Source organism: Dyadobacter fanqingshengii (assembly GCF_023822005.2).
GTDB lineage: Bacteria > Bacteroidota > Bacteroidia > Cytophagales > Spirosomataceae > Dyadobacter > Dyadobacter fanqingshengii.
The window spans coordinates 5,732,400-5,752,053 of record NZ_CP098806.1; the positions used below are offsets into that span (position 1 = coordinate 5,732,400).

The following is a 19,654-nucleotide window of genomic DNA, read 5'->3' on the forward strand; positions in this document are numbered from 1 at the left end:
TCACTTATTGTTGCGGGATTTTTAGCTTTTGTCCCACCATAACACTATTTCCCGACATATTGTTTAATCGTTTGATGTCTTCCACATTCGTATGGTACGTTTGGGAAATGCGGAAGAGCGTTTCACCGGAAGCCACTGTGTGCGTTTTCGTGCCTGACTGGCTCGAACCCGATGATTGCGCAGATGCCGGAGCTTCTGAGTCCACTTTTTTCACACGCAATCTTTGTCCGGATTTCAATCGGGACGATTCATTCAGATCATTAAGCTCATATAAATCCTTCACAGACAATCCGTAAGCCTTGGAAATGCTGTAATAAGTCTGTCCCCCCTGGACCACATGGAATTCCTCTCCTGAACTGGCAGTTGTGCGGATTTCATGCTTGATTTCTTCGGGAGTTTTGAAGGTTTCCGTCGGTTCGGTGCGAACAACCGTTATTTTTTCAGGTTCACGCGTTGTTTTTTCGGGCGTTTCGCTGGTTGTTGCGGCGCTTGCAGCTTCGGCAGCAGCTGGTGCTTTGCTCACCACCATTCGCTGCCCTACAACAAGCCTGCCCGGTGTATTTTTGTTCAGAGCAATCAGCTCCCTGAGCGTCAGGTTGTATTTGCTGGCAATGCTAAAATACGTGTCACCTGATTGCACAGTGTGAAACGATGCCTTTTCCGGTGAAGACGCTTTTTCCGGTGTAACAGCAGTTTTAGGTGCCGCAGACGCTTCTCTGGCAGCTTTTTCCTCAGCCGCAGCCCGTTGCTTCATGTATACCGACGTTTCGGAAGCAGCACGCGTATCATTGGGCGTAACCACCTTGGAAGGAGAACTTGAACTGGCTACAGGCCTTTCCTCAGCCGACTTAAAGGAAGTATCCGCATTGTCCTGCGTGATGATCACCACACGGTCGCCAGCTTGCGTGCTAACCGGTTCAGTAGGGACAGAAGCAGGCACTTTTGTGGCTGTCGTCACAGAAGGGTTTGTTTGAATGTTAGCGGCCGCAGCCGTTGCAGCTGCAACTGGGGCATTTGTAATCGGAGGCGCAACTGTTGCTGGCGCACTGGCAGTTTCCTCTTTCTTTTCAACAAGAACAGGCGTGTATTTTTTTCGCCCCGATGGCTTGTCCGGAATTGCATTGGCATTAGCAGCAGCGGCAATCACGTCCGTTTTCGGCGCGATTACAGAGTCTTTTTTGCCGGGCGATGGCTGCGGCGGTGCAATAATCTCTATCGGCTGTTTTTTGGGTCTCTTTTTGGTAAGGAATAAAACCTGTCCGGTTTGAATCGGGTAATTGCGGCTGGTGGTCCGGTTATATTTCAAAAGGCTCACCAAACGGATCCCGTATTGCTGAGAAACGCTGTGCCAGGTGTCGCCAGGTCGTGCTGTGTGAAATGGTGTGGATGCTTTTTTGTGTTTTTTGGCCAAATAATAAACCTGACCGGGGATCAGCTGCATTTCGGCAACCATATCATTGTAGCGCATGAACTTGGGAGCGCTCATATTGCCCGCTTTTGCAAGCACTTTGGGATTGTCTCCTGCACGCGCCTGCGCCCCCGGCAAGCCATTGATCTCGTACAGATCAGGACTATTGGGATCGGAATTTCCAGGCTTTTTCTTCAAAACCGGATAGCCGGAGTCCTCATATACAGACGCCACGGCTGTTTGCTGAGGCGGCAATGATAATTTCTCGCGAACAAAAGCTAGCTGGTCAGCACGGACCGGAATGGTAACCAGATATTCACGGTCGCTCGGGATCTTGTCGTCTGTGAGCCATCTGTTATAACTTTTCAAATCCGCCACGCCTACGCCCAGGGATGCGGAAATTTCATCAAATGTCTTTCCTTTTCCATAATCGGCTTCCAGCAGTACAAGTTTGTTGGCAGTTCTGTGTCTCTCAATGCCTGCTTCCAGTGCTATTTTATGCGCGAAAAAACGGAGCATATAGCGATCCGTTTTGCCGTTCAATGTTACTTCGCGAGCATATGCCCAGTTGGCCGGAACCACTTTTTTTACACCGCCAGCACCCTGATAGTAGGAGTAAAGCGTCGTAACCCAGTTATTGAATTGCTGATTGTTCTTTTTCAGATACCAGGCAGCTGCATGTGTGGAGGCACTGATATTTTTCCTTTCGTCCACATCGTCATCCACCCGCAAGTTCAACTCTCTTGCTGTTTCAGGCTTGAATTGCCAGTAACCCACCGCATTAGAACTGGAAACTACATCCGGTCGGAAAGAACTTTCCTGAACGGCCAGATATTTAAAATCAATGGGTACTTCCTCGTCCATCAAAATGCCTTCAACAATAGGGAAGTGGAGCACGGCGCGGTCCATTTTTTCTTCCCAAAACTTTTTATTGGACATCAGGTTCTTCACATCTTCTTCAATGATGTCCTGGGCGCTCCTGTCCAGCTTCACCGTAATTCCACCAAAAGAAATGCTTGAAGGAATTTCCGGATAATCTTGGGCAAAGACGTTGCTTTTCGAAGTAAGCAGCAACATCCAGGCAACTGCAATGTACTTGATGTTTTTAATGAAAGTCCTGGCCATAAATTGTAAATGCTTGGCTGAATGTGTTTTGTGTATTATAATTTCTGAAGAATCATCAACCCATCCCGGATAGGAAGCAGAATGTTGGAAACCCTGCTGTCTTCGTGGACCATTTTATTGAAGTCCAGTAATGCTTGAGTGTCTTTGTCAATTTTGATATCGTCCTGAATTACCTTGCCGCTCCAAAGTACGTTATCGGCAATTAAAAAACCTCCAGTCCGCACTTTTTCTATGCAAAGATCAAAGTAATTCTTGTAGTTTATCTTATCCGCATCGATAAAGACCAGATCGAAGGTCTCTTCCAGCGTTGGTATGATCTCGGTTGCATTACCGATCTGGTAATCAATATAATCGGCGAAGGGAGAATCGGCAAAAAAGCGGCGCGTAAAAGTCTCCAACTCCTCGTTAATGTCGATTGTGATCAGTTTGCCTCCTTTATTGAGCCCTTCACAAAGACATAACGCAGAATATCCGGTGTAAGTACCGATCTCGAGAATGCTGTCTGGACGGACCATTCGGGAGATCATTGATAAAAACCTGCCTTGAAGGTGCCCGGACAGCATACGAGGGTTAAGAATGTTCGCATGCGTCTCGCGGTTTAAAGACTTCAGCAATGCACTCTCATCTTCCGTATGTGCTACGGAATATGCCTCAATTTCCTCTGCCAGAAACTTCATTTTTTATTCCGATTCTTAAATCAAACACAATGTGATCGTGCAATCAGACATTGGCAACAATGCGTTCAAGATAGGTTCCATAGCCGCTTTTAACCAACGGCTTGGCGATTTCACGCAATTGCTCTGCATTAATAAAGCCCATGCGGTAGGCGATCTCCTCAATGCAGCCAACCTTCAAGCCTTGCCTTTCTTCAATCACTTGAACAAACTGTCCAGCTTGCATCAGTGACTGGAATGTACCCGTATCGAGCCATGCAGTTCCGCGGTTCAAAACGCCTACTTTCAGTTTGCCGCGTTCCAGATAAACCCGGTTCACGTCTGTGATTTCCAGCTCACCACGTGGGGAAGGAGGGATCGTTTTGGCGATTTCCACTACATCATTATCGTAAAAATAAAGACCCGGAACCGCGTAATTAGATTTGGGCTGCTCCGGTTTTTCTTCAATGGAAAGTACGTTATTGGCCTTATCAAATTCCACAACGCCGTAGCGCTCGGGATCATGCACCTGATATGCGAAGATCACGCCGCCATCCGGGTTGTTGTTGGATTGAAGTAACTGGGAAAGGCCCGATCCGTAAAATATATTGTCGCCCAGAATGAGGGCAACTTTATCGTTTCCAATAAATTCTTCACCAATGATGAATGCCTGGGCAAGTCCGTCCGGGCTTGGCTGGACTGCATAGGTAAATGTGCAACCCAGGCGGCTCCCGTCCTCCAATAGTTTTTCAAAATGGGGCAGATCGTGAGGCGTTGAAATGATCAGTATTTCGCGGATGCCCGCCAGCATTAAGATCGATAACGGATAGTAAATCATTGGCTTATCATAAACAGGCATAAGCTGTTTACTAACTGCCAATGTCAATGGGTGCAACCTAGTCCCGGATCCACCGGCCAGAATAATTCCTTTCATTTTTGAAGATCGTAGTAAGCGTAAGTAATTTGTCTGTGCTTCGAATTATCTGTCCGAATACATTTCGGTGTAATATTTCTGGTAGTTGCCTGATGTGACGTTGTTCAGCCACTCCTGGTTGTTCAGATACCAGTCCACTGTCCTTTCAAGTCCCTCAGCGAATTGCAATGAAGGTTTCCAGCCCAGTTCTTCCGAAAGTTTGGTTGCGTCGATCGCATAACGAAGGTCGTGTCCGGCGCGGTCTGTCACGTAGGTGATCAGTTTTTCTGTTTCTCCTTTTTCGCGGCCCAGTTTCTGGTCCATAATGCTGCAGAGCAACAGAACCAGATCCAGGTTTTTCCATTCGTTATGACCACCAATGTTATAGGTTTCGCCGTTTTTGCCATCGTGGAAAATCACGTCAATGGCAATGGCGTGGTCTTCTACAAAAAGCCAGTCACGGATGTTTTCGCCTTTTCCATAAACAGGAAGCGGTTTTTGCTGGATAATGTTGTGGATCATCAGCGGGATCAGCTTCTCAGGGAAGTGGTTCGGGCCGTAATTGTTGGAACAATTGGAAATGACGATGGGCAGCTTATAAGTGTTATGATAAGCACGCACAAAGTGGTCCGAAGACGCTTTCGAAGCCGAGTAAGGCGAGCGTGGATCGTAACTGGTCGTTTCCACGAAAAATGTGCCCGGGTCGTGCAATTCACCATAAACTTCATCCGTAGAAACATGGTAAAAACGGCGGTCAGTGAAATCATCTTTCCAGGCTTTCTTGGCAGCATTCAAAAGATTCACTGTTCCAACCACATTGGTCATCACAAACGACATCGGATCAGAGATAGACCGATCCACATGGCTTTCGGCAGCCAGGTGGACGATGCCGTGGAAATCGTTTTCACTGATGAGCTTGTCGATGAATTCAGCATCAACGATATCACCCTTTACAAATGTATAGTTAGGCGCATTCTCAATGTCACGAAGGTTTTCCAGGTTTCCTGCGTAAGTAAGTGCGTCGAGGTTATATATATGATAGTCAGGATGGTAGTTTACAAAACGGCGCACCACGTGTGAACCAATAAATCCTGCACCACCTGTGATTAAGATCTTTTTCATTGTTGAGTTGTTATTTTTAATTGCCAGTTCCATGCGTCTTTTAATGCATCCGCCATGGTTTTTTCGGCATGCCATTTCATTACATTATTCACTTTATCCGACTGCGCATAGATTTTTTCTACGTCTCCTGCTCGGCGCGGCCCGATCGTATAATTTAGTTTTACGCCATTTACTTCTTCAAATGTATTGATCAATTCCAGGACGGTATATCCTTCACCAGTCCCTACATTAAAGACATCATAATAATCGGCATCCGTTTGTTCCTGCAACAATTCCAATGCTTTCACGTGCGCTTTCGCCAGGTCTACCACATGGATAAAGTCACGGATACAAGTTCCGTCAACGGTATCGTAATCACTTCCGAAAACGGTGAGCGAAGAACGGAGGCCAGCGGCAGTTTGCGTAATAAATGGCACCAGATTGCTGGGAACCCCATTGGGCAACTCTCCGATCAGTGACGATTCGTGAGCGCCAATTGGGTTGAAATAGCGAAGTGAAATGGCTTTTACACCCGATTTGGCATGCACATAGTCGCGGATAATGTCTTCCCCGATTGCCTTTGTATTGCCGTAAGGTGAATTTGCAGGTTTGCGGGGCGTGTTTTCGGTTACCGGAATGGCATCTGGCTGACCATAAACCGTGCACGATGAAGAAAATACAAAGTTTGGCACTTTAAATTCCTGAGCGGCGCGCAAGAGAACAAGCAAGGAGATCAGATTATTCTCGTAATAATTAAGTGGCTTTTCTACTGATTCGCCGACAGCTTTATAAGCAGCAAAGTGAATAATTCCGTCAAATTTTTCCTTTTCAAAAAGTGCCCTGACTTTCTCTGAATCGTTGCAGTCGATCTCATAAAATGGAAAATCCTTGCCGGTAATTTTTTTGATCCCTTCCAGAACTCCGGGATTTGAATTGTAGAGATTGTCGACGATGACTGGCTCAAACCCTGCTTTATCCAGCTCAACAACCGTGTGAGAACCGATAAAGCCAGCTCCTCCCGTAACAAGAATTTTCATGTGCTCTTTGCTTAATTTAAAAAAATATTGTGGTATAGATGATGTGAAAAAACAAGCTCAAAAATGCATTTGTATACAGAATTTCGTGCATTAACAAACGAAATTCGCTCCGTTAACCAGCTTTTTTCCCGGGCAAAAGTAGAAAATTTGATGTCCATTAAAAAAAAATGTTTTTATTTATCCGTTGGTTGTTAAATGCAGATTTGAGGAAAATGAACCAGAGAGAAATTAAAGCACTGATATCCTTGCTTGATGACGAAGATCATGAAGTGAGCCAGCACGTGGAGGGGAAAATCTTGTCATTAGGAGGCAATGTCATACCGTTTCTCGAAACTGAGTGGGAGGAAAGCTTCAACCCGATCGTGCAACGCAAAATTGAAGAATTGATCCACGAATTGCAGCTCAGCATTATGATTGAGCGCTTGCAATCATGGAAAAATGGTGGTGCGCTGGATTTGCTGGAAGGCATGTGGATCATTTCAACTTACCATTATCCGGACCTTTCCATGGAGAAGCTCCGGACAAATATTGAGCAGCTTTATTACGATATATGGATCCAGTTTCAGGAAGAAATGAATGCTGTGGACCAGATCAAGCGCATTAACAGCATCTTTTTCGGGGTGATGAATTTCGCTGCGAACACCAAGAACTTTCACTCACCGTCCAATTCCATGGTGAATGTGGTGCTGGAAAGCAGAAGGGGAAATCCGATCACATTATGCGTGATCTACCTTTTAATAGCCAGGAAGCTCGGCATGCCCGTGTATGGGGTTAACCTGCCGAACCTTTTCGTGCTGACTTACAAAAACGACAAGACGCAGTTTTATATCAATGTCTTCAACAGAGGGATTATTTTCTCCAAAACAGACATTGACCATTATATCGCGCAGCTGAACATTAAATCGAAGGAGATTTTTTACCAGCCTTGCACTAACCTTGAAATTGTGCAGCGGGTGTTGCGTAATCTTATTTTGTCTTACGAAAAAACGAGTGAGCAGGATAAAATAAAAGAAATTGAGAAGATCCTGAAATCGACATTGGACGATATGCCCGATTTGTAGCTATAATGCAATCGCCAGGCAATGGTGATCAAACCACCTTACAGTAACATTGGCCTCAATAATCCTGCCCAGGTCCGTAAGCCTTCCTTTTAATAGTAATGCGTCTTTATCAAAAGGTTCTATATAAATGGAATCTCTGAAACTAACCTTTTTCTTGCCGTACAACTTGTAAAGAGCCTCTTTTGCGCACCAATACATGCATAGGAGCGCTATTTCATCGCTGGCGTGCTCGAATTCAGGTTGAGATAAATACTTTTTAGATGTGCGTTGCAGCTTCGCATCCATTTTCTCCATATCAATGCCCACAGCCGCCGGAGGGTTTATGGCAACAGCAACAAAGTCATTGGTATGCGTGATGGAAATGTGCGAGTCGTTGTCGATCAGGAATGCCTTGCCGTGTTCATCCTTGAAAGTCCCGATGTAATTAATGTCAAAACGCTCGGCAATGATCTTGATCAGCAGCCTGCTTGCGAGCCATTCACGCAGTTTTTGAGGATGTGAAATTGCTGAAAGTTCGTCGGGGTTATACGCAGTGCCTAGGTTTTCCCTGAGCTCGGTTTCAGTTTCGGTAAGCTTCCAAAGCAGCAGCGTACTGGATTCTTCGATCATTTCGGAATGAACGAGCGGCATAATATTTCTGTTTACAATTTCTATTTTTGACGCTTAATCCCTATCGCAAGTAAAGCATGAACATTCGCAAAGTAGATACTTTTTCCGGTCATAGAGACAGTGTTTATACAATTATTTCTGACAGCACTTCTCATGGCTTTTACTCTGCTGGCGGCGATGGTTTTGTAATTCAATGGGATCTCAATAAACCCGATCTGGGAAATCTTGTGGCCCGCGTAGGCGTTTCCGTGTATGCATTAGGACTCGAAAAAGCGAACAATGCGCTGTGGATCGGGCAAAATTACGAAGGGATCCAGGTGCTGGACATTGCTGAAAACAAGATTGAACAAACCTCAAAAATCACGACAGCGCCTATTTTCGACATTCAATTTTATGATAATAAAGCATTGATAGCGCTGGGCGATGGCGTTATTGTCGTGATGGACATTGCCTCATTCGCGGTGCAAAAGCACATTAAGGTTTCTAGTAAGAGCATCCGGACGATTGCGATCAACCAAGAAACGCGAGAATTTGCTGTCGGGGACAGTGATTGTAATGTCAATATCTTCGATTTAGATGGTTTTGTGTTAAAAAAGACGATCCAATCGCATGGTAACTCGGTATTTTCCGTTAAGTATTCACCGGACGGCAAATATCTGTTCTCAACCGGCCGGGATGCACACATCAAAATTTGGGATGTAAATGACGCTTATGGGATGGTTTTAGACATTTCGGCACATTTATATGCGGTCAATGACATTACTTTCAGCCCCGACCGCACATTATTCGCCTCCTGCAGCATGGACAAATCGGTAAAAGTCTGGGATGCTGTTACTTTTAAACTCAAAAAGATCATTGATCGCGCAAGGCATGCAGGACATGGCACTTCGGTGAATAAACTGCTCTGGACGAGCTATGAAAATCAATTGATATCATGCAGCGACGACCGGATGATTTCGGTTTGGGAAGTGGCTGATTAGTATACTTATAATATGGTATTATTGGTAAATACTTTGAAAAATGATACATATATCTTTAACTTACACGACCGTTTTTAACTAAGTACCAAAGCATAGAATGCATCATGAAAATATCCGCTATAGACATACGCAAGCATACTTTTGAAAAGATTTTCAGAGGTTACGACCCGGACGAAGTAGATGCTTTTCTTAACTCGTTGTCGCAGGAATGGGAGCGTTTTTCCAGCGAAAACAGCTTATTGAAAATGCAGCTTGAATATGCCGAAAAAGAGCTTAGCAAGTTAAAAGATATCGAATCCACGCTGTTCAGAACATTAAAAGCGGCAGAGGACACCAGCAAGCTGATTGAAAAAGAAGCAAATGAAAATGCTGAAAAGCGGATTGAAGAGTCCCGGACCACAGCCAATGATCTGGTATCCGAAGCTGAAAACAGGACTAACCAGGTCATCCGCGAAACGGAAGACAGGTTAAAGCGTTTCAAGGAAGATTTTGCTGCCGAAGTGAAATTGCAGGAACGTGATTTCAGGGCTATCGAAAACTTCCGTGACAATTTGATCGTACAGCTTTCGTCGCTGGCCAACAACACCATTGAAACGGTGGAAAGGTTCGAACAGAAATATGACAAACAATCCGTTTTGAACAAAATGGAGGAAATTAAACAGCATATTTCCGAAATTGAAATCCCTAAAAAAGCAGTGTTTCCCGTTGAGCCAAGGGTCGTTTCGCAGATAGATGAAGCGCCTGAGCAAGAAGTAGAAGTTGTGCTTCAGGACGAAAAATCGGAAGTTTTGTTCGAGGTTGTTGATTCGGAGGAAGAGGTTTTGGTGGACGAGGAGGAAGAGTTTGTTCCTCAGTTGACATTTGAAGATGAGGAACCGGAAGTGGTCAGCGAGGTTACAGTTGAAGCGGAACCAGAACCAATTGAAGAGCCGGAGCTTTTAGAAGAAGAAATAGAATATAGCATAAAAGAAGAACCCAAAGGCGCTGCGGAGGAATCAGCAGCAGCGTTGGCCGAACTTCAAAGAACCGAACGGGCCAGAGAAATTGAGCGTGCAAGGGAAACGGAGCGTGCAAGAGAAAGAGACAATGCTCCGGTCAACCGTCCGCGTGTGCCTGAAAACACGCCCAAGAAAACCAGCGGAGGCTCATTTTTTGATCAAATCTAAAATACATTGGGAACAATAAGCCTCGAAGGTCTTGAGTTTTTTGCTTACCACGGCTATTATCCTGAGGAGCAACGAATTGGTAATAAATACGCATTGGACATCATCATTACAGCCGACTTCATCAAGGCTGCACAAGAAGATAAGCTCAGTGAAACAGTGAATTACGAAACGATCTACCAGATAGCTTCAAAAGTAATGCAGGAACCAGCTAAATTACTGGAACACATTGGCTTCACGGTTATTGAGAAAATAAGGGAACATTACCCGGTTGTGGCAAACATTACAGTCCGGGTTTCCAAGTTCAACCCACCCGTAGGAGGCGTCTGTACAAGGGCGATGATCACGATGGAAGGGTAAACGAAAAAGGTCCTGCTCAGCAGGACCTTTTTCGTTTATATCAATATTCATGCGGCAACGGAACGTTAATCCGCTCGTTCCAGGGCAAGCCATGCTGATTAAGCAGGTCCATGAATGGATCCGGATTCAGCTCTTCTACATTGTAAACGCCTGGTTTCATCCACTCCTCATTTGTCAGCATCAGCATAGCACCAATCATGGCTGGAACACCGGTTGTGTAACTTACTGCTTGTGCGCGTACTTCGCGATAGCATTCCGCGTGGTCGCAATTGTTCCATACGTAATAGGTTTTTTCCTCACCGTTTTCAATGCCTTTAATCTGGCATCCAATCGAAGTCTGACCTGAATAATTTTCTCCCAAAGAATCCGGCGCAGGAAGCACAGCTTTCAGGAATTCCAGCGGAACAATGTCCATTCCATTGAATTTGATCGGCTTGATGCTCGTCATGCCCACATTTTCAAGCACGTTTAAATGCGTAATGTAAGCCTGTCCGAATGTCATCCAGAAACGCGCGCGCTTCAATGTTGGGAAGTTTTTTACCAGCGATTCAAGTTCTTCGTGGTAAAGCACATAACTTTCTTTCGGCCCGATGCCCGGATATTCGATCGGTTTATGGATTGACATGGCAGGAATTTCTATCCATTCGCCATTTTCCCAGTAACGTCCGGGTTGCGTAATCTCCCGGATATTAATTTCAGGGTTGAAGTTCGTAGCAAATGCTTTTCCATGATCACCGGCATTACAGTCGATGATATCCAGGTAATGCATTTCATCAAAATGATGCTTGTTGGCATACGCTGTATAAACCTGCGTCACGCCGGGATCGAAGCCGCAGCCTAAAACGGCCATCAAGCCCGCTTCCTTAAATCTTTCCTGATAAGCCCATTGCCAGCTGTATTCAAATTTGGCAACATCTTTCGGCTCATAATTGGCTGTGTCCAGATAATGTACACCTGTTGCCAGACAGGCTTCCATAATGGTCAGATCCTGGTAAGGCAAAGCAACATTGATCAGCATTTTGGGTTGAAAACGTTTGATCAGCAGCACTGTTTCAGCGACAATATCTGCATCAACCTGTGCCGTTTCAATGGTGACGCCATGCATTTCCTTAATTTCAGCAGCGATCTTATCGCACTTCGACTTTGTGCGGCTGGCCAGCATGATTTCCGTAAAAACATTGCTATTCAGCGCGCATTTATGGGCTACAACACTACCAACTCCACCTGCACCAATGATCAGAACCTTAGACATCTTATTTCGTTTGAATTTTCGGCAAAGATAGAATGACCGGTTAATTTTTCAATTTAAATTTCCGTTAACCAGCTTCATTATCTTCCCTTCGCCGTAATTCAAATAATAAACCTCTCCGCTGATATCCTGCGCGAATGAGGAAACAGCTCCTTTATTTTCAAACAAAATAGCATTGCTCTTTTTCTGATCGCCATCCAGTTCCAGCGCCCAGATCCGGCCACTGGCAAAGTCGCCATAAATGTATTTTCCCTCCAGACTCTTGATCGCATTTCCTCTGTAAACATAACCGCCGGTTATGGACCTGTCGCCATTATTCTGGTTGTAATCATGGATCGGTTCAATAAGGCCTGCAGCATTGCAATTGGAAGCCGGATCGTAACAATCTACGCCTTCTTTGAGTCGCCAGCCGTAGTTGCCGCCTTTGGTAATGAGGTCAATTTCTTCCCGCTTATTTTGTCCTACATCGCCGGCAAATAAACGGTCATTATCCATATCAAAACTGATCCGCCAGGGATTTCTCAGGCCGTAAGCATAAATTTCAGGAAGGAAACCATCATTATTACCGACCGGATATGGGTTGTCAGAAGGGATTCCGTAGTTGCCTTTCGATGTTCCGTCCACGTCGACACGGAGAATTTTTCCCAGCATGCTTTTGCGGTTTTGCGCATTATTCTGCGGATCGCCTCCGCTGCCGCCGTCACCTGTGGCAATGTATAAAAAGCTATCTTTGCCAAATTGCAGCGAGCCGCCATTGTGGTTATCGTAAGGTTGATTAAAGGTAAAAAGAACAGCTTCGCTGGAAGGATCAGCCCGTTCCGCTGCTGGGGACGCTGCCTTGTAGCGCGCTATGACCGTTTTTAGAGGGCTTCCTGCCGTGTAGTTGACATAAAAATAGCCATTGGTCTTGAAGTCGGGATGAAAGGCCAGGCCCAAAAGCCCGCGTTCGCCGCCATCCTGCACTTTATTTTGTATATCCAAAAAAACGGTGCTGGTTGTCGCAGCAGCATTGTTTTGAAAAACTCTGATCACACCAGCCTGCTCCACAACGAAAAATCGGCTGCTATCGCCCGGAATTTGCTTCATTTCAACAGGATTTGTAAAAGTCAGGCCTGGAAATGCATCCTTTGTTTTGATGGTTGTATCGGAATTTGCAATCGTCCCGGGATCGTCTTCCATGTCCTTATCTTTGGAACATGAAACACTGGCAAAGCCTATTGTTAAGAGGAAAAATATCGGAAGTGCGTTAAGTGTCATGACGTTGAAGTTTTATCTTACAACGTCATGAAGCTCCTTTTGTTTTCAGCAATGTATTTTAAGTCAGATGTTTCCAGATTACATCATAGACATCAACGGCTTGGATTTCAGTTTTTTCCAAAGCAGAATCTGTAATGCAGATCGGATAGTATTCTGCGGGCACATTAATGCTTCCATGCGAGCCTTTCACTAATGTTGCATCGAGTGGAATGACATTCATTAAATATCTGAATCCCATTAGTTTACGAGCTAATTTGTAACCGGCACGAAGCTTAATAAGCGGATTTTTAGGATCCATAAACATTTCTACAGGATCGTAGCCCGGCTTGCGGTGAATGTCGACCAAATGTGCGTAATCCGGTGCCTTCGCGTCGTCCAGCCAGTAATAATAGGTGAACCAGCTGTCAGGCTTGGCAACCACAACCAGGTCGCCGGAGCGTTCGTGGTCAATATGATAAGCTTTTTGTGCTTCTCTATCTAAGATCAGATCAATGCCAGGGACTTTTTTCAATGCATTAACAACCTGTTCTTTAACAGATTCGTCATTCAGATAAACGTGCGCGATCTGGTGATCGGCAGTTGCAAAGGCTTTCGAAATTCCGGCATCCAGCAATTCATACCAGCGCTCAGTCCGCACCGAAATAAGGCCTTCATTTCTTAAAATACGGTTGATATGGATGGGATTGCTCACCGGATTAATTCCATATTCCGAAAGCAGAATGATCTTCGCATTGCGTGCTTCGTAAAATTGGATCAGTTCAGCGACCACGTCGTCAATCTCTTTCAGTTCATTGCTGATCTTTGAAAAATCCGGCCCGAATTTCTGTAAACAATAATCCAGATGCGGCAGATAAATCAGCGTTAATGTTGGATTATGCTTCTTTTCAACCCACATGGAAGAATCTGCAATCCATTTTGTGGACTTAATGTTCGCATTCGGTCCCCAGAAATTGAAAAGCGGAAACTGACCTAAATCTTTTTGCAATTCATCGCGCATTTCGGGTGGATATGCGTAACAATCAGGTGCTTTTACACCATCTGCGTGATATTGCGGACGCGGCGTTACCGAAAAGTCGGCTGTTGAATACATATTATACCACCAAAACATTTTCGCGCAGGTGAAATTAGGATCCAGCTTTTTGGCCGCATCCCATATTTTCTCGCCCTTGACAAGCTTGTTAGATTGCTTCCAGAACTTTACTTCCGAGTCTTCACGATCATACCAGCCATTACCCACAATCCCGTTCTCGGCGGGCCATTTTCCTGTAATGTAGGTGCTTTGTGAAGTTGTAGTTACAGCGGGCAGAACAGGCTTAATCGGTGTTAAATGTCTGTCTTTTAAATATTTGGCAAGAAACGGAGTATGTTCACCGATCAGGTTTGCACTTAAACCTACGATGTCAATAACGACTGTTTTATTCATAACTGAGTATTTTCTTCACCCATTCAATTTCGCGAACGATCGAATCGCCGATGGGTTTTTGCATGTCTTCGGGCAACACGCCCCAGGTGTAGGTTTCCACTTCCAAAAATGATGAAAAAGGCTTTTCCCGGTGGATAGCAAGTGTTTTGATAATGTCGCCTTGCGTTGATTCCAGCACGCCATAGGAATGAATGAAAAGTGGAACATGAAAATGGACACGCCATTCTTTCTGCTTATCATTCCAATCCGTCAACGCTTCTCTCAGATCAGGGTAATGTGTTTTGGTTTCATCCTCATTCAATGCCACAACTTGATGCAAATAAACCGGCTCATCGAATGTTTCGATTGCTTTCAGCTTAACCTCGCGTTCGTTGGAAAAATTAACTTTCAGCGCAGAACTTACCTGAATCCTGCCGACCTGAATGCCGACTTCATCCAGCGACGCAAGAATTTCTTCAGGATTTTCGTAACCCACCGCCGCATGGCAAATGTCGTAGCAAAGTTGAATGTGTTTTAAAATTATTGCCTCAGCTTGCTCAGCTGTTACGTTATATTTCTCTGATAAATAAGCAGTTCCTCTTGGCAAAAGCACATCGCGATACCATTTCACAAAATCAACTGCATTGTCCAGAATGCCGTCCGGCTCCGGTTCAATGTCGAGGTGTAGCAGTTTGCCCGTTTCTCTCTCAATTTTGATCAATTCGTCCAGCAATTGCAAAACATGGTCGGTCGCCTGCTCGGTCGCGTTGATGTTTTCTTCCATGGTTGTCCACCACAAGCGGTAAGACAGCGGGGGAGTTGAAACGCCGCCATGCATCCCTTCGGGAAGCAATTCGGAAAGAATGTTAAAAAGGCGAATTGTATAGTTTAACCGATCAGTCGTTGTCCAGTCAGGCGTATGCACATTGTCTTTTACAACCGTGTTATGAAAGCCGCCATAAGGGAAGCCATTGATAACAAATACATAAACATCCTGTTCTTTCAGCCAGATTTTGAATTCGTTTAAAACCTCGGGCTTACTCAGTTCAAGAGACGCTTCATTCGCAACCCGAAGGCCAAGGCCAAATGATTGTCCGGGCGCAAGTTGCTGCCTGATATAGGGAATGTTATCCCGAAGCGACTGAAAATGATCCGCCCATTTTTCACCGGGATGAATGTTGCTGCAATAGGTTAAATGTCCGTAAGGCGTGATCATAATGCATGAATGATTTTTGTTCCTTCCAGATAATCAACCGATTGCGCGATAATGTCTGCATCCAGTTCGTGCACTTCGATGCCCTTTCCTATTTTTTCCAACAGCATAATGGTAAGCCTTCCGCCTAAATGTTCGCGGAACTCGTTGAGGCCGTTACGCAGGTTTATTTTATCGTTTTCAGATAGTTTTGGGTGGAAAAGATCAAAGCCCAATTTGCCCAAAACGTCCAGAATTCTATTCAGTTCCTTTTCCGATAATTGCCCGATTTTGGTTGCGTAAACACAGTCCAGCGCAATGCCTATGGCCACCGCCTCGCCGTGACGAACCTGAAAACCTGTCAAAAATTCGAGCTTATGCGCCGCCCAATGTCCAAAATCCAAAGGCCGCGAAGAACCAAATTCGAAAGGGTCGCCGCCTGCAATATGGTCTGTGTGCATTTCTGCGCAGCGGTGGATGAGGTAGGCCATGGCTTTCTCATCGCGGTTTGCCAGCGCGGAAGCATGTTCTTCTATCCATTCAAAAAACGAAGCATCTTTGATCAATGCAACTTTGATCGCTTCGGAAACGCCCCCCCGCCAATCGCGGTCATCTAATGTTCTCAACAAAGTAAGATCATTAAATACAGCAACCGGAGGCGCAAATGTGCCCAGGAAATTCTTCTTCCCGCGGAAGTTAATGCTGTTTTTAACACCAACACCCGAGTCGTTTTGGGATAAAACGGTTGTTGGAATGCGAATCAGTTTAATGCCTCTATGCGAAACAGCCGCTGCATAACCTACCAAATCCAGCACCGCGCCGCCGCCTATGGCTATGATAAACGAATGTCTGTCAATGCCATAAGTGTCTACGGCTTCCACGAGACTATCAAAAAGAGCAGGATCATTTTTACAAGCTTCACCGCCAGGGACAATAATGATTTCCGGGGCAAGCTGGATATGGGGAACAGACGCAGTAAAATAGGACTGAATCTGGTTGGATAAATCGGAATGATGCTGAGCAAACCCCTCGTCCACAATCACTAAGGCCTTACGCTGAAAGCCCTGTTCCGTATATTCATTGAAAAAGTCTTGGAGCAAAGGGTTTTTTGTATCAAATAAATTTTCAGTAAAGAATACGGCATAATTGTATTCTACCTTGAAACGCTGTTGTATGGTTTGCATTGAAATCGACATTGAACACGCAAAAAAGTAATTTTTAACACTAAGTTACCGCAAAAACCTTTGCCAAAAGCATTGACAAGGGCAATAACGCCAAAACCAGCAACGCCAGCGGCCACAATCCGAAGGCAACGCACCAGGAAGCATTCATCACGATCAGGGAAATGACGCCCGCCTTCACCGCCTTACCAATCAACGGCCCGATAGGATTTTGCATTGCATTCCATAATGGCCTGAATATGAGCCAGGCATGCAACAAAACGAAAGGCAATGTATAAAGCAAGTTACCATGCTCATTGGCGAGCTTTACTTGCGAAAACAGCACTACTAAATACAAAAGTGCTGCAATGTAAAGCGTAGTCTTCTTCCCTCCGTGCACTTCATCCTGGCTGATCAACGTGATCGCGCCGATGTACATAATGGGAAATAGGGCAATCCATGACCATTGTTGAAGTGATTCCGGAAGTACGCTCATGCCGAGAATGAGGTTTCCGCCTCGGCACATGCCCATGGTTAGCGGACCAAAAATGCGGCTATGCTTTGCAAAACGATTGTATAAAACGGCCAGCATAGCGACGATAATTGCGATCATTCCGCTTAAAGCACTAAACATTGCGGCCGCCAGGATCCCAAGAAATAACAGCGATATGCCGAGCATAGCAGCCGATTTCAAAGGCACCTTCCCGCTTGGGATCGGCCGTTCGGGCCGTTCAATAGCGTCGAGCTTTGCGTCAAAAACATCGTTCATAACCACGCCACCCGCATATAAGCCTAATGTTGAGACAAGAAGCAGCGCCGGATTGTAATCTGAAAAAGCAAATTGTACAATGGCCATTCCCGCAAAAATATCGGTGAATGCGGTGACGACATTGGCAGGACGGGTTAGCTGCAGATAGGGTTTTAAACTGCTCACTTTAATTAATTACTAATGAATCTTTGGCAGGAGAAGGCTGCTGTCCGCCCCGCAGAATGCTGTTTCCATGAAACTTTTCGGTGTGGTCAATCGCATATCCCGACTCAAAATCGGTCACGTCAATCTGCCCGCTTTTGCCAAAAGCGTCAATCGCATTTTGGTAAGTTACCAATCTGATCGTTTCATCCGAAATGCCACGCATCTTCATTAATGCAGCCGTTTTCGGAATCGCAAGCGGATCGGAAATGCCCCAGTCGGCCGCAGAATTGACCATAATGCGTTCGGGACCATATTGTTCCACTACTTTAACCATTCGCTCATTACCCATTTTTGTAAAAGGATAAATCGTGAATGCCGCCCAAAAACCTTTGTCCAAAACACTCTTGACCGTTTCTTCATTATTATGATCCACGATCACCCAAGAAGGATCAATACCGTGTTCCAATGCAATGGCCATGCTGCGCTCCGTTCCTTTTTTCTTGTCGCGGTGCGGAGTGTGGATCTGCACCGGAAGCTTGGCTGATTTAGCCAGTTCGAGCTGTAATCGGTAATATTTTTCTTCGGCAGGCGTCTGGTCATCAAAACCAATTTCGCCCACGCCGACAACGCCTTCTTTGTAAATGTATAATGGCAGGATTTCCATAACCTGCTCAGCAAGAGGCTCATTATTCGCTTCGCGGGAGTTCAGTCCCATTGTGCAGTAATGTTTAATGCCAAATTGCGAAGAGCGGAATCTTTCCCAGCCAACCAGACTACTATAATAATCCTTGAAGCTCGAAAGCCCCGTGCGGGGCTGCCCAACCCAGAAAGCCGGTTCGATCAAAGCCACAATGCCGGCTTGGTGCATGGCCTGGTAGTCGTCTGTCGTGCGAGAAACCATATGGATATGCGGGTCAAAAAAGCGCATTCCTTTGATCAGGTCTTTATAGTCGTTCCAGGCAATGTCGCGGTGCGCAGGGGCAGCGACGGTTTCTTCGCTGTCTTCAAAATGCGAAGGATTCGGTGCTGTATCGTTATTGTTGAGGCACATAGGTTCAGGTGTCAGTGTTCAAGATCCGCCCAGGTTAAAGCCCCGGACTTAACCGATTTTTCAAGATCAATGTATTTAGCCAAAAGATAATTGGCCTGAGCAAGCGACGAATCATTGCAAGCCAAAGCGGCTGCCCTATGATCATCCACGTTTTCAGAATCAAGTAAATGCTGCATATCAGCCAGCAAAATGGGGTTCATGAATTTACCCGCCAGCCGCCAAACCTGCGCCGGAACACTCCTTCCTGCTGCCCAGCGTTCGTGCGCAAAGTCGGAAAGCGTCATTGCCAGTTTTTCGTTGGCTCTATTTTCCAAACCTTCAATAAAATGAATGGGCTTATCATTGAATATGGTTTTTAAAACCAGCTGATTCCAGGCCAGTTCGCTGAAATATTTCTCCGGATAAGGATTATGCAGAGCAATGGCATCAAACACAAAACCCATATTCGAGCGAACCGCGTCGGTCGCCCTGAAAAGCCATTGATCCGGATAAGAAAGGACTGGTAATGCTGAATAAAGCGCCACCAGCTCATTCATTTCAGCCGTGTCGAAGAGCGTTTCAATGTTTTTGACATATTCCTCTTTATCAGAAGGATCGAGATGTGTCAGCAGCCAAACGCGCGCCAGCCTTACCAGTGACCAGCCGTCAACGGAAAATCCGGGAATCTCAGCATTGAGCTCCCATTTTTGATCTTGATCTAATGAAATGATTTTTTTTACGAGAAACCTGGGCGCAGCGACAAAAGCGGTCATCAGGTCCATAGGACTTGCACAAGCCCGGTTTTGTAACCAATCTGCCTCAGGTCCGGAGGTGTTCAGGGCTAGTATTTCCCAAAGCTTTTGTTTAATGATGTCAGACATAACGAAGCAATGTAATTCCGATTTACATGGTTGTAGCCCTGCAAATCTTTCTTGAAAAGTGGGTTTGTTTTATTTATAAAGTAATTTTCAGATATAAAGTTTCCCTCGCCTATGTTATAACGTTCCCCTGTTCTCAAAAGACGCGTAGGAAGGGACTTTA

18 protein-coding genes are annotated in these 19,654 nt (G+C 45.3%); 4 read left to right on the forward strand and 14 right to left on the reverse strand.

Annotation, left to right across the window (positions count from 1 at the left end; translation table 11 throughout):
* Window positions 1-4: 4 nt before the first annotated feature.
* Genes NFI81_RS24040 through galE form a run of 5 tightly spaced genes read right to left on the reverse strand, consistent with a single transcriptional unit; the run spans window position 5 to window position 6,237 of the window.
* Entirely contained in the window at window positions 5-2,533 is a 2,529-nt protein-coding gene (locus tag NFI81_RS24040; RefSeq protein WP_234616024.1) for a LysM peptidoglycan-binding domain-containing protein, read from the reverse strand.
* A gap of 35 nt (window positions 2,534-2,568) precedes the next feature.
* Window positions 2,569-3,210 (reverse strand): O-methyltransferase, encoded by a 642-nt coding sequence (locus tag NFI81_RS24045; protein ID WP_234616025.1) that lies wholly within the window; start codon window positions 3,208-3,210, stop codon window positions 2,569-2,571.
* 43 nt (window positions 3,211-3,253) lie between these two features.
* Complete coding sequence (gene rfbA, locus NFI81_RS24050) at window positions 3,254-4,120, reverse strand: glucose-1-phosphate thymidylyltransferase RfbA (RefSeq protein WP_234616030.1); 867 nt, start codon at window positions 4,118-4,120, stop codon at window positions 3,254-3,256.
* A gap of 45 nt (window positions 4,121-4,165) precedes the next feature.
* Entirely contained in the window at window positions 4,166-5,221 is a 1,056-nt protein-coding gene (rfbB, locus tag NFI81_RS24055) for a dTDP-glucose 4,6-dehydratase (RefSeq protein WP_234616033.1), read from the reverse strand.
* Entirely contained in the window at window positions 5,218-6,237 is a 1,020-nt protein-coding gene (gene galE, locus NFI81_RS24060; RefSeq protein ID WP_234616034.1) for a UDP-glucose 4-epimerase GalE, read from the reverse strand. The genes rfbB and galE overlap by 4 nt, the downstream gene beginning before the upstream one ends.
* 212 nt (window positions 6,238-6,449) lie before the next feature.
* On the opposite strand from galE, the gene NFI81_RS24065 reads away from it, so the two are divergent.
* Window positions 6,450-7,298 carry a transglutaminase-like domain-containing protein gene (locus NFI81_RS24065; protein ID WP_234616035.1) on the forward strand — a complete coding sequence of 283 codons (849 nt, stop codon included), beginning with the start codon at window positions 6,450-6,452 and terminating at the stop codon, window positions 7,296-7,298.
* On the opposite strand, the gene NFI81_RS24070 is transcribed toward NFI81_RS24065, so the two are convergent.
* A complete protein-coding gene (locus NFI81_RS24070) occupies window positions 7,299-7,928 on the reverse strand; it encodes a 4'-phosphopantetheinyl transferase family protein (protein WP_234616036.1) in 630 nt (209 codons plus the stop codon).
* 56 nt (window positions 7,929-7,984) lie between these two features.
* On the opposite strand from NFI81_RS24070, the gene NFI81_RS24075 reads away from it, so the two are divergent.
* The 3 genes from NFI81_RS24075 (at window position 7,985) to folB (ending at window position 10,410) form a co-directional block, all read left to right on the forward strand.
* Window positions 7,985-8,887, forward strand: a complete 903-nt coding sequence (locus NFI81_RS24075) for a WD40 repeat domain-containing protein (RefSeq protein ID WP_234616037.1) — start codon at window positions 7,985-7,987, stop codon at window positions 8,885-8,887.
* A gap of 104 nt (window positions 8,888-8,991) precedes the next feature.
* The gene (locus NFI81_RS24080) at window positions 8,992-10,053 is read left to right on the forward strand and encodes a DivIVA domain-containing protein (RefSeq protein ID WP_234616038.1); all 1,062 of its coding nucleotides are present in this window, start codon (window positions 8,992-8,994) and stop codon (window positions 10,051-10,053) included.
* A gap of 6 nt (window positions 10,054-10,059) precedes the next feature.
* On the forward strand, window positions 10,060-10,410 hold the full coding sequence (gene folB, locus NFI81_RS24085; RefSeq protein WP_234616039.1) for a dihydroneopterin aldolase: 351 nt from the start codon (window positions 10,060-10,062) through the stop codon (window positions 10,408-10,410).
* A gap of 40 nt (window positions 10,411-10,450) precedes the next feature.
* On the opposite strand, the gene NFI81_RS24090 is transcribed toward folB, so the two are convergent.
* Genes NFI81_RS24090 through NFI81_RS24125 form a run of 8 tightly spaced genes read right to left on the reverse strand, consistent with a single transcriptional unit; the run spans window position 10,451 to window position 19,494 of the window.
* Window positions 10,451-11,707: a saccharopine dehydrogenase family protein gene (locus tag NFI81_RS24090; protein ID WP_256549278.1), complete on the reverse strand. Its 1,257-nt coding sequence runs from the start codon at window positions 11,705-11,707 to the stop codon at window positions 10,451-10,453.
* 3 nt (window positions 11,708-11,710) lie between these two features.
* On the reverse strand, window positions 11,711-12,916 hold the full coding sequence (locus tag NFI81_RS24095; RefSeq protein WP_234616041.1) for a PQQ-dependent sugar dehydrogenase: 1,206 nt from the start codon (window positions 12,914-12,916) through the stop codon (window positions 11,711-11,713).
* A 58-nt stretch (window positions 12,917-12,974) separates the two neighbouring features.
* A complete protein-coding gene (locus NFI81_RS24100; RefSeq protein ID WP_234616042.1) occupies window positions 12,975-14,339 on the reverse strand; it encodes an alkaline phosphatase family protein in 1,365 nt (454 codons plus the stop codon).
* Window positions 14,332-15,534 (reverse strand): metabolite traffic protein EboE, encoded by a 1,203-nt coding sequence (gene eboE, locus NFI81_RS24105; RefSeq protein ID WP_234616043.1) that lies wholly within the window; start codon window positions 15,532-15,534, stop codon window positions 14,332-14,334. Before eboE ends, NFI81_RS24100 begins: the two co-directional genes overlap by 8 nt.
* On the reverse strand, window positions 15,531-16,694 hold the full coding sequence (locus NFI81_RS24110) for a 3-dehydroquinate synthase (protein WP_234616044.1): 1,164 nt from the start codon (window positions 16,692-16,694) through the stop codon (window positions 15,531-15,533). The genes eboE and NFI81_RS24110 overlap by 4 nt, the downstream gene beginning before the upstream one ends.
* Window positions 16,695-16,734: 40 nt before the next feature.
* Window positions 16,735-17,604, reverse strand: coding sequence for a UbiA-like protein EboC (gene eboC / locus NFI81_RS24115; RefSeq protein ID WP_234616045.1), 870 nt, complete (start codon window positions 17,602-17,604; stop codon window positions 16,735-16,737).
* A 1-nt stretch (window position 17,605) separates the two neighbouring features.
* Window positions 17,606-18,634: a TatD family hydrolase gene (locus NFI81_RS24120; RefSeq protein ID WP_234616046.1), complete on the reverse strand. Its 1,029-nt coding sequence runs from the start codon at window positions 18,632-18,634 to the stop codon at window positions 17,606-17,608.
* 11 nt (window positions 18,635-18,645) lie between these two features.
* On the reverse strand, window positions 18,646-19,494 hold the full coding sequence (locus NFI81_RS24125; RefSeq protein ID WP_234616047.1) for an EboA domain-containing protein: 849 nt from the start codon (window positions 19,492-19,494) through the stop codon (window positions 18,646-18,648).
* Window positions 19,495-19,654: the final 160 nt, after the last annotated feature.

What these genes read in the sequence shown, in the direction of transcription:
- galE (WP_234616034.1), bottom strand. Translation starts at nt 6,237, where the DNA reads ATGAAAATTCTTGTTACGGGAGGAGCTGGCTTTATCGGTTCTCACACG.
- NFI81_RS24120 (WP_234616046.1), bottom strand. Translation starts at nt 18,634, where the DNA reads ATGTGCCTCAACAATAACGATACAGCACCGAATCCTTCGCATTTTGAA.
- NFI81_RS24070 (WP_234616036.1), bottom strand. Translation starts at nt 7,928, where the DNA reads ATGCCGCTCGTTCATTCCGAAATGATCGAAGAATCCAGTACGCTGCTG.
- NFI81_RS24080 (WP_234616038.1), top strand. Translation starts at nt 8,992, where the DNA reads ATGAAAATATCCGCTATAGACATACGCAAGCATACTTTTGAAAAGATT.
- NFI81_RS24040 (WP_234616024.1), bottom strand. Translation starts at nt 2,533, where the DNA reads ATGGCCAGGACTTTCATTAAAAACATCAAGTACATTGCAGTTGCCTGG.
- eboE (WP_234616043.1), bottom strand. Translation starts at nt 15,534, where the DNA reads ATGATCACGCCTTACGGACATTTAACCTATTGCAGCAACATTCATCCC.
- NFI81_RS24100 (WP_234616042.1), bottom strand. Translation starts at nt 14,339, where the DNA reads ATGAATAAAACAGTCGTTATTGACATCGTAGGTTTAAGTGCAAACCTG.
- NFI81_RS24075 (WP_234616037.1), top strand. Translation starts at nt 7,985, where the DNA reads ATGAACATTCGCAAAGTAGATACTTTTTCCGGTCATAGAGACAGTGTT.
- NFI81_RS24095 (WP_234616041.1), bottom strand. Translation starts at nt 12,916, where the DNA reads ATGACACTTAACGCACTTCCGATATTTTTCCTCTTAACAATAGGCTTT.
- NFI81_RS24045 (WP_234616025.1), bottom strand. Translation starts at nt 3,210, where the DNA reads ATGAAGTTTCTGGCAGAGGAAATTGAGGCATATTCCGTAGCACATACG.
- NFI81_RS24065 (WP_234616035.1), top strand. Translation starts at nt 6,450, where the DNA reads ATGAACCAGAGAGAAATTAAAGCACTGATATCCTTGCTTGATGACGAA.
- rfbB (WP_234616033.1), bottom strand. Translation starts at nt 5,221, where the DNA reads ATGAAAAAGATCTTAATCACAGGTGGTGCAGGATTTATTGGTTCACAC.
- NFI81_RS24125 (WP_234616047.1), bottom strand. Translation starts at nt 19,494, where the DNA reads ATGTCTGACATCATTAAACAAAAGCTTTGGGAAATACTAGCCCTGAAC.
- rfbA (WP_234616030.1), bottom strand. Translation starts at nt 4,120, where the DNA reads ATGAAAGGAATTATTCTGGCCGGTGGATCCGGGACTAGGTTGCACCCA.
- NFI81_RS24110 (WP_234616044.1), bottom strand. Translation starts at nt 16,694, where the DNA reads ATGCAAACCATACAACAGCGTTTCAAGGTAGAATACAATTATGCCGTA.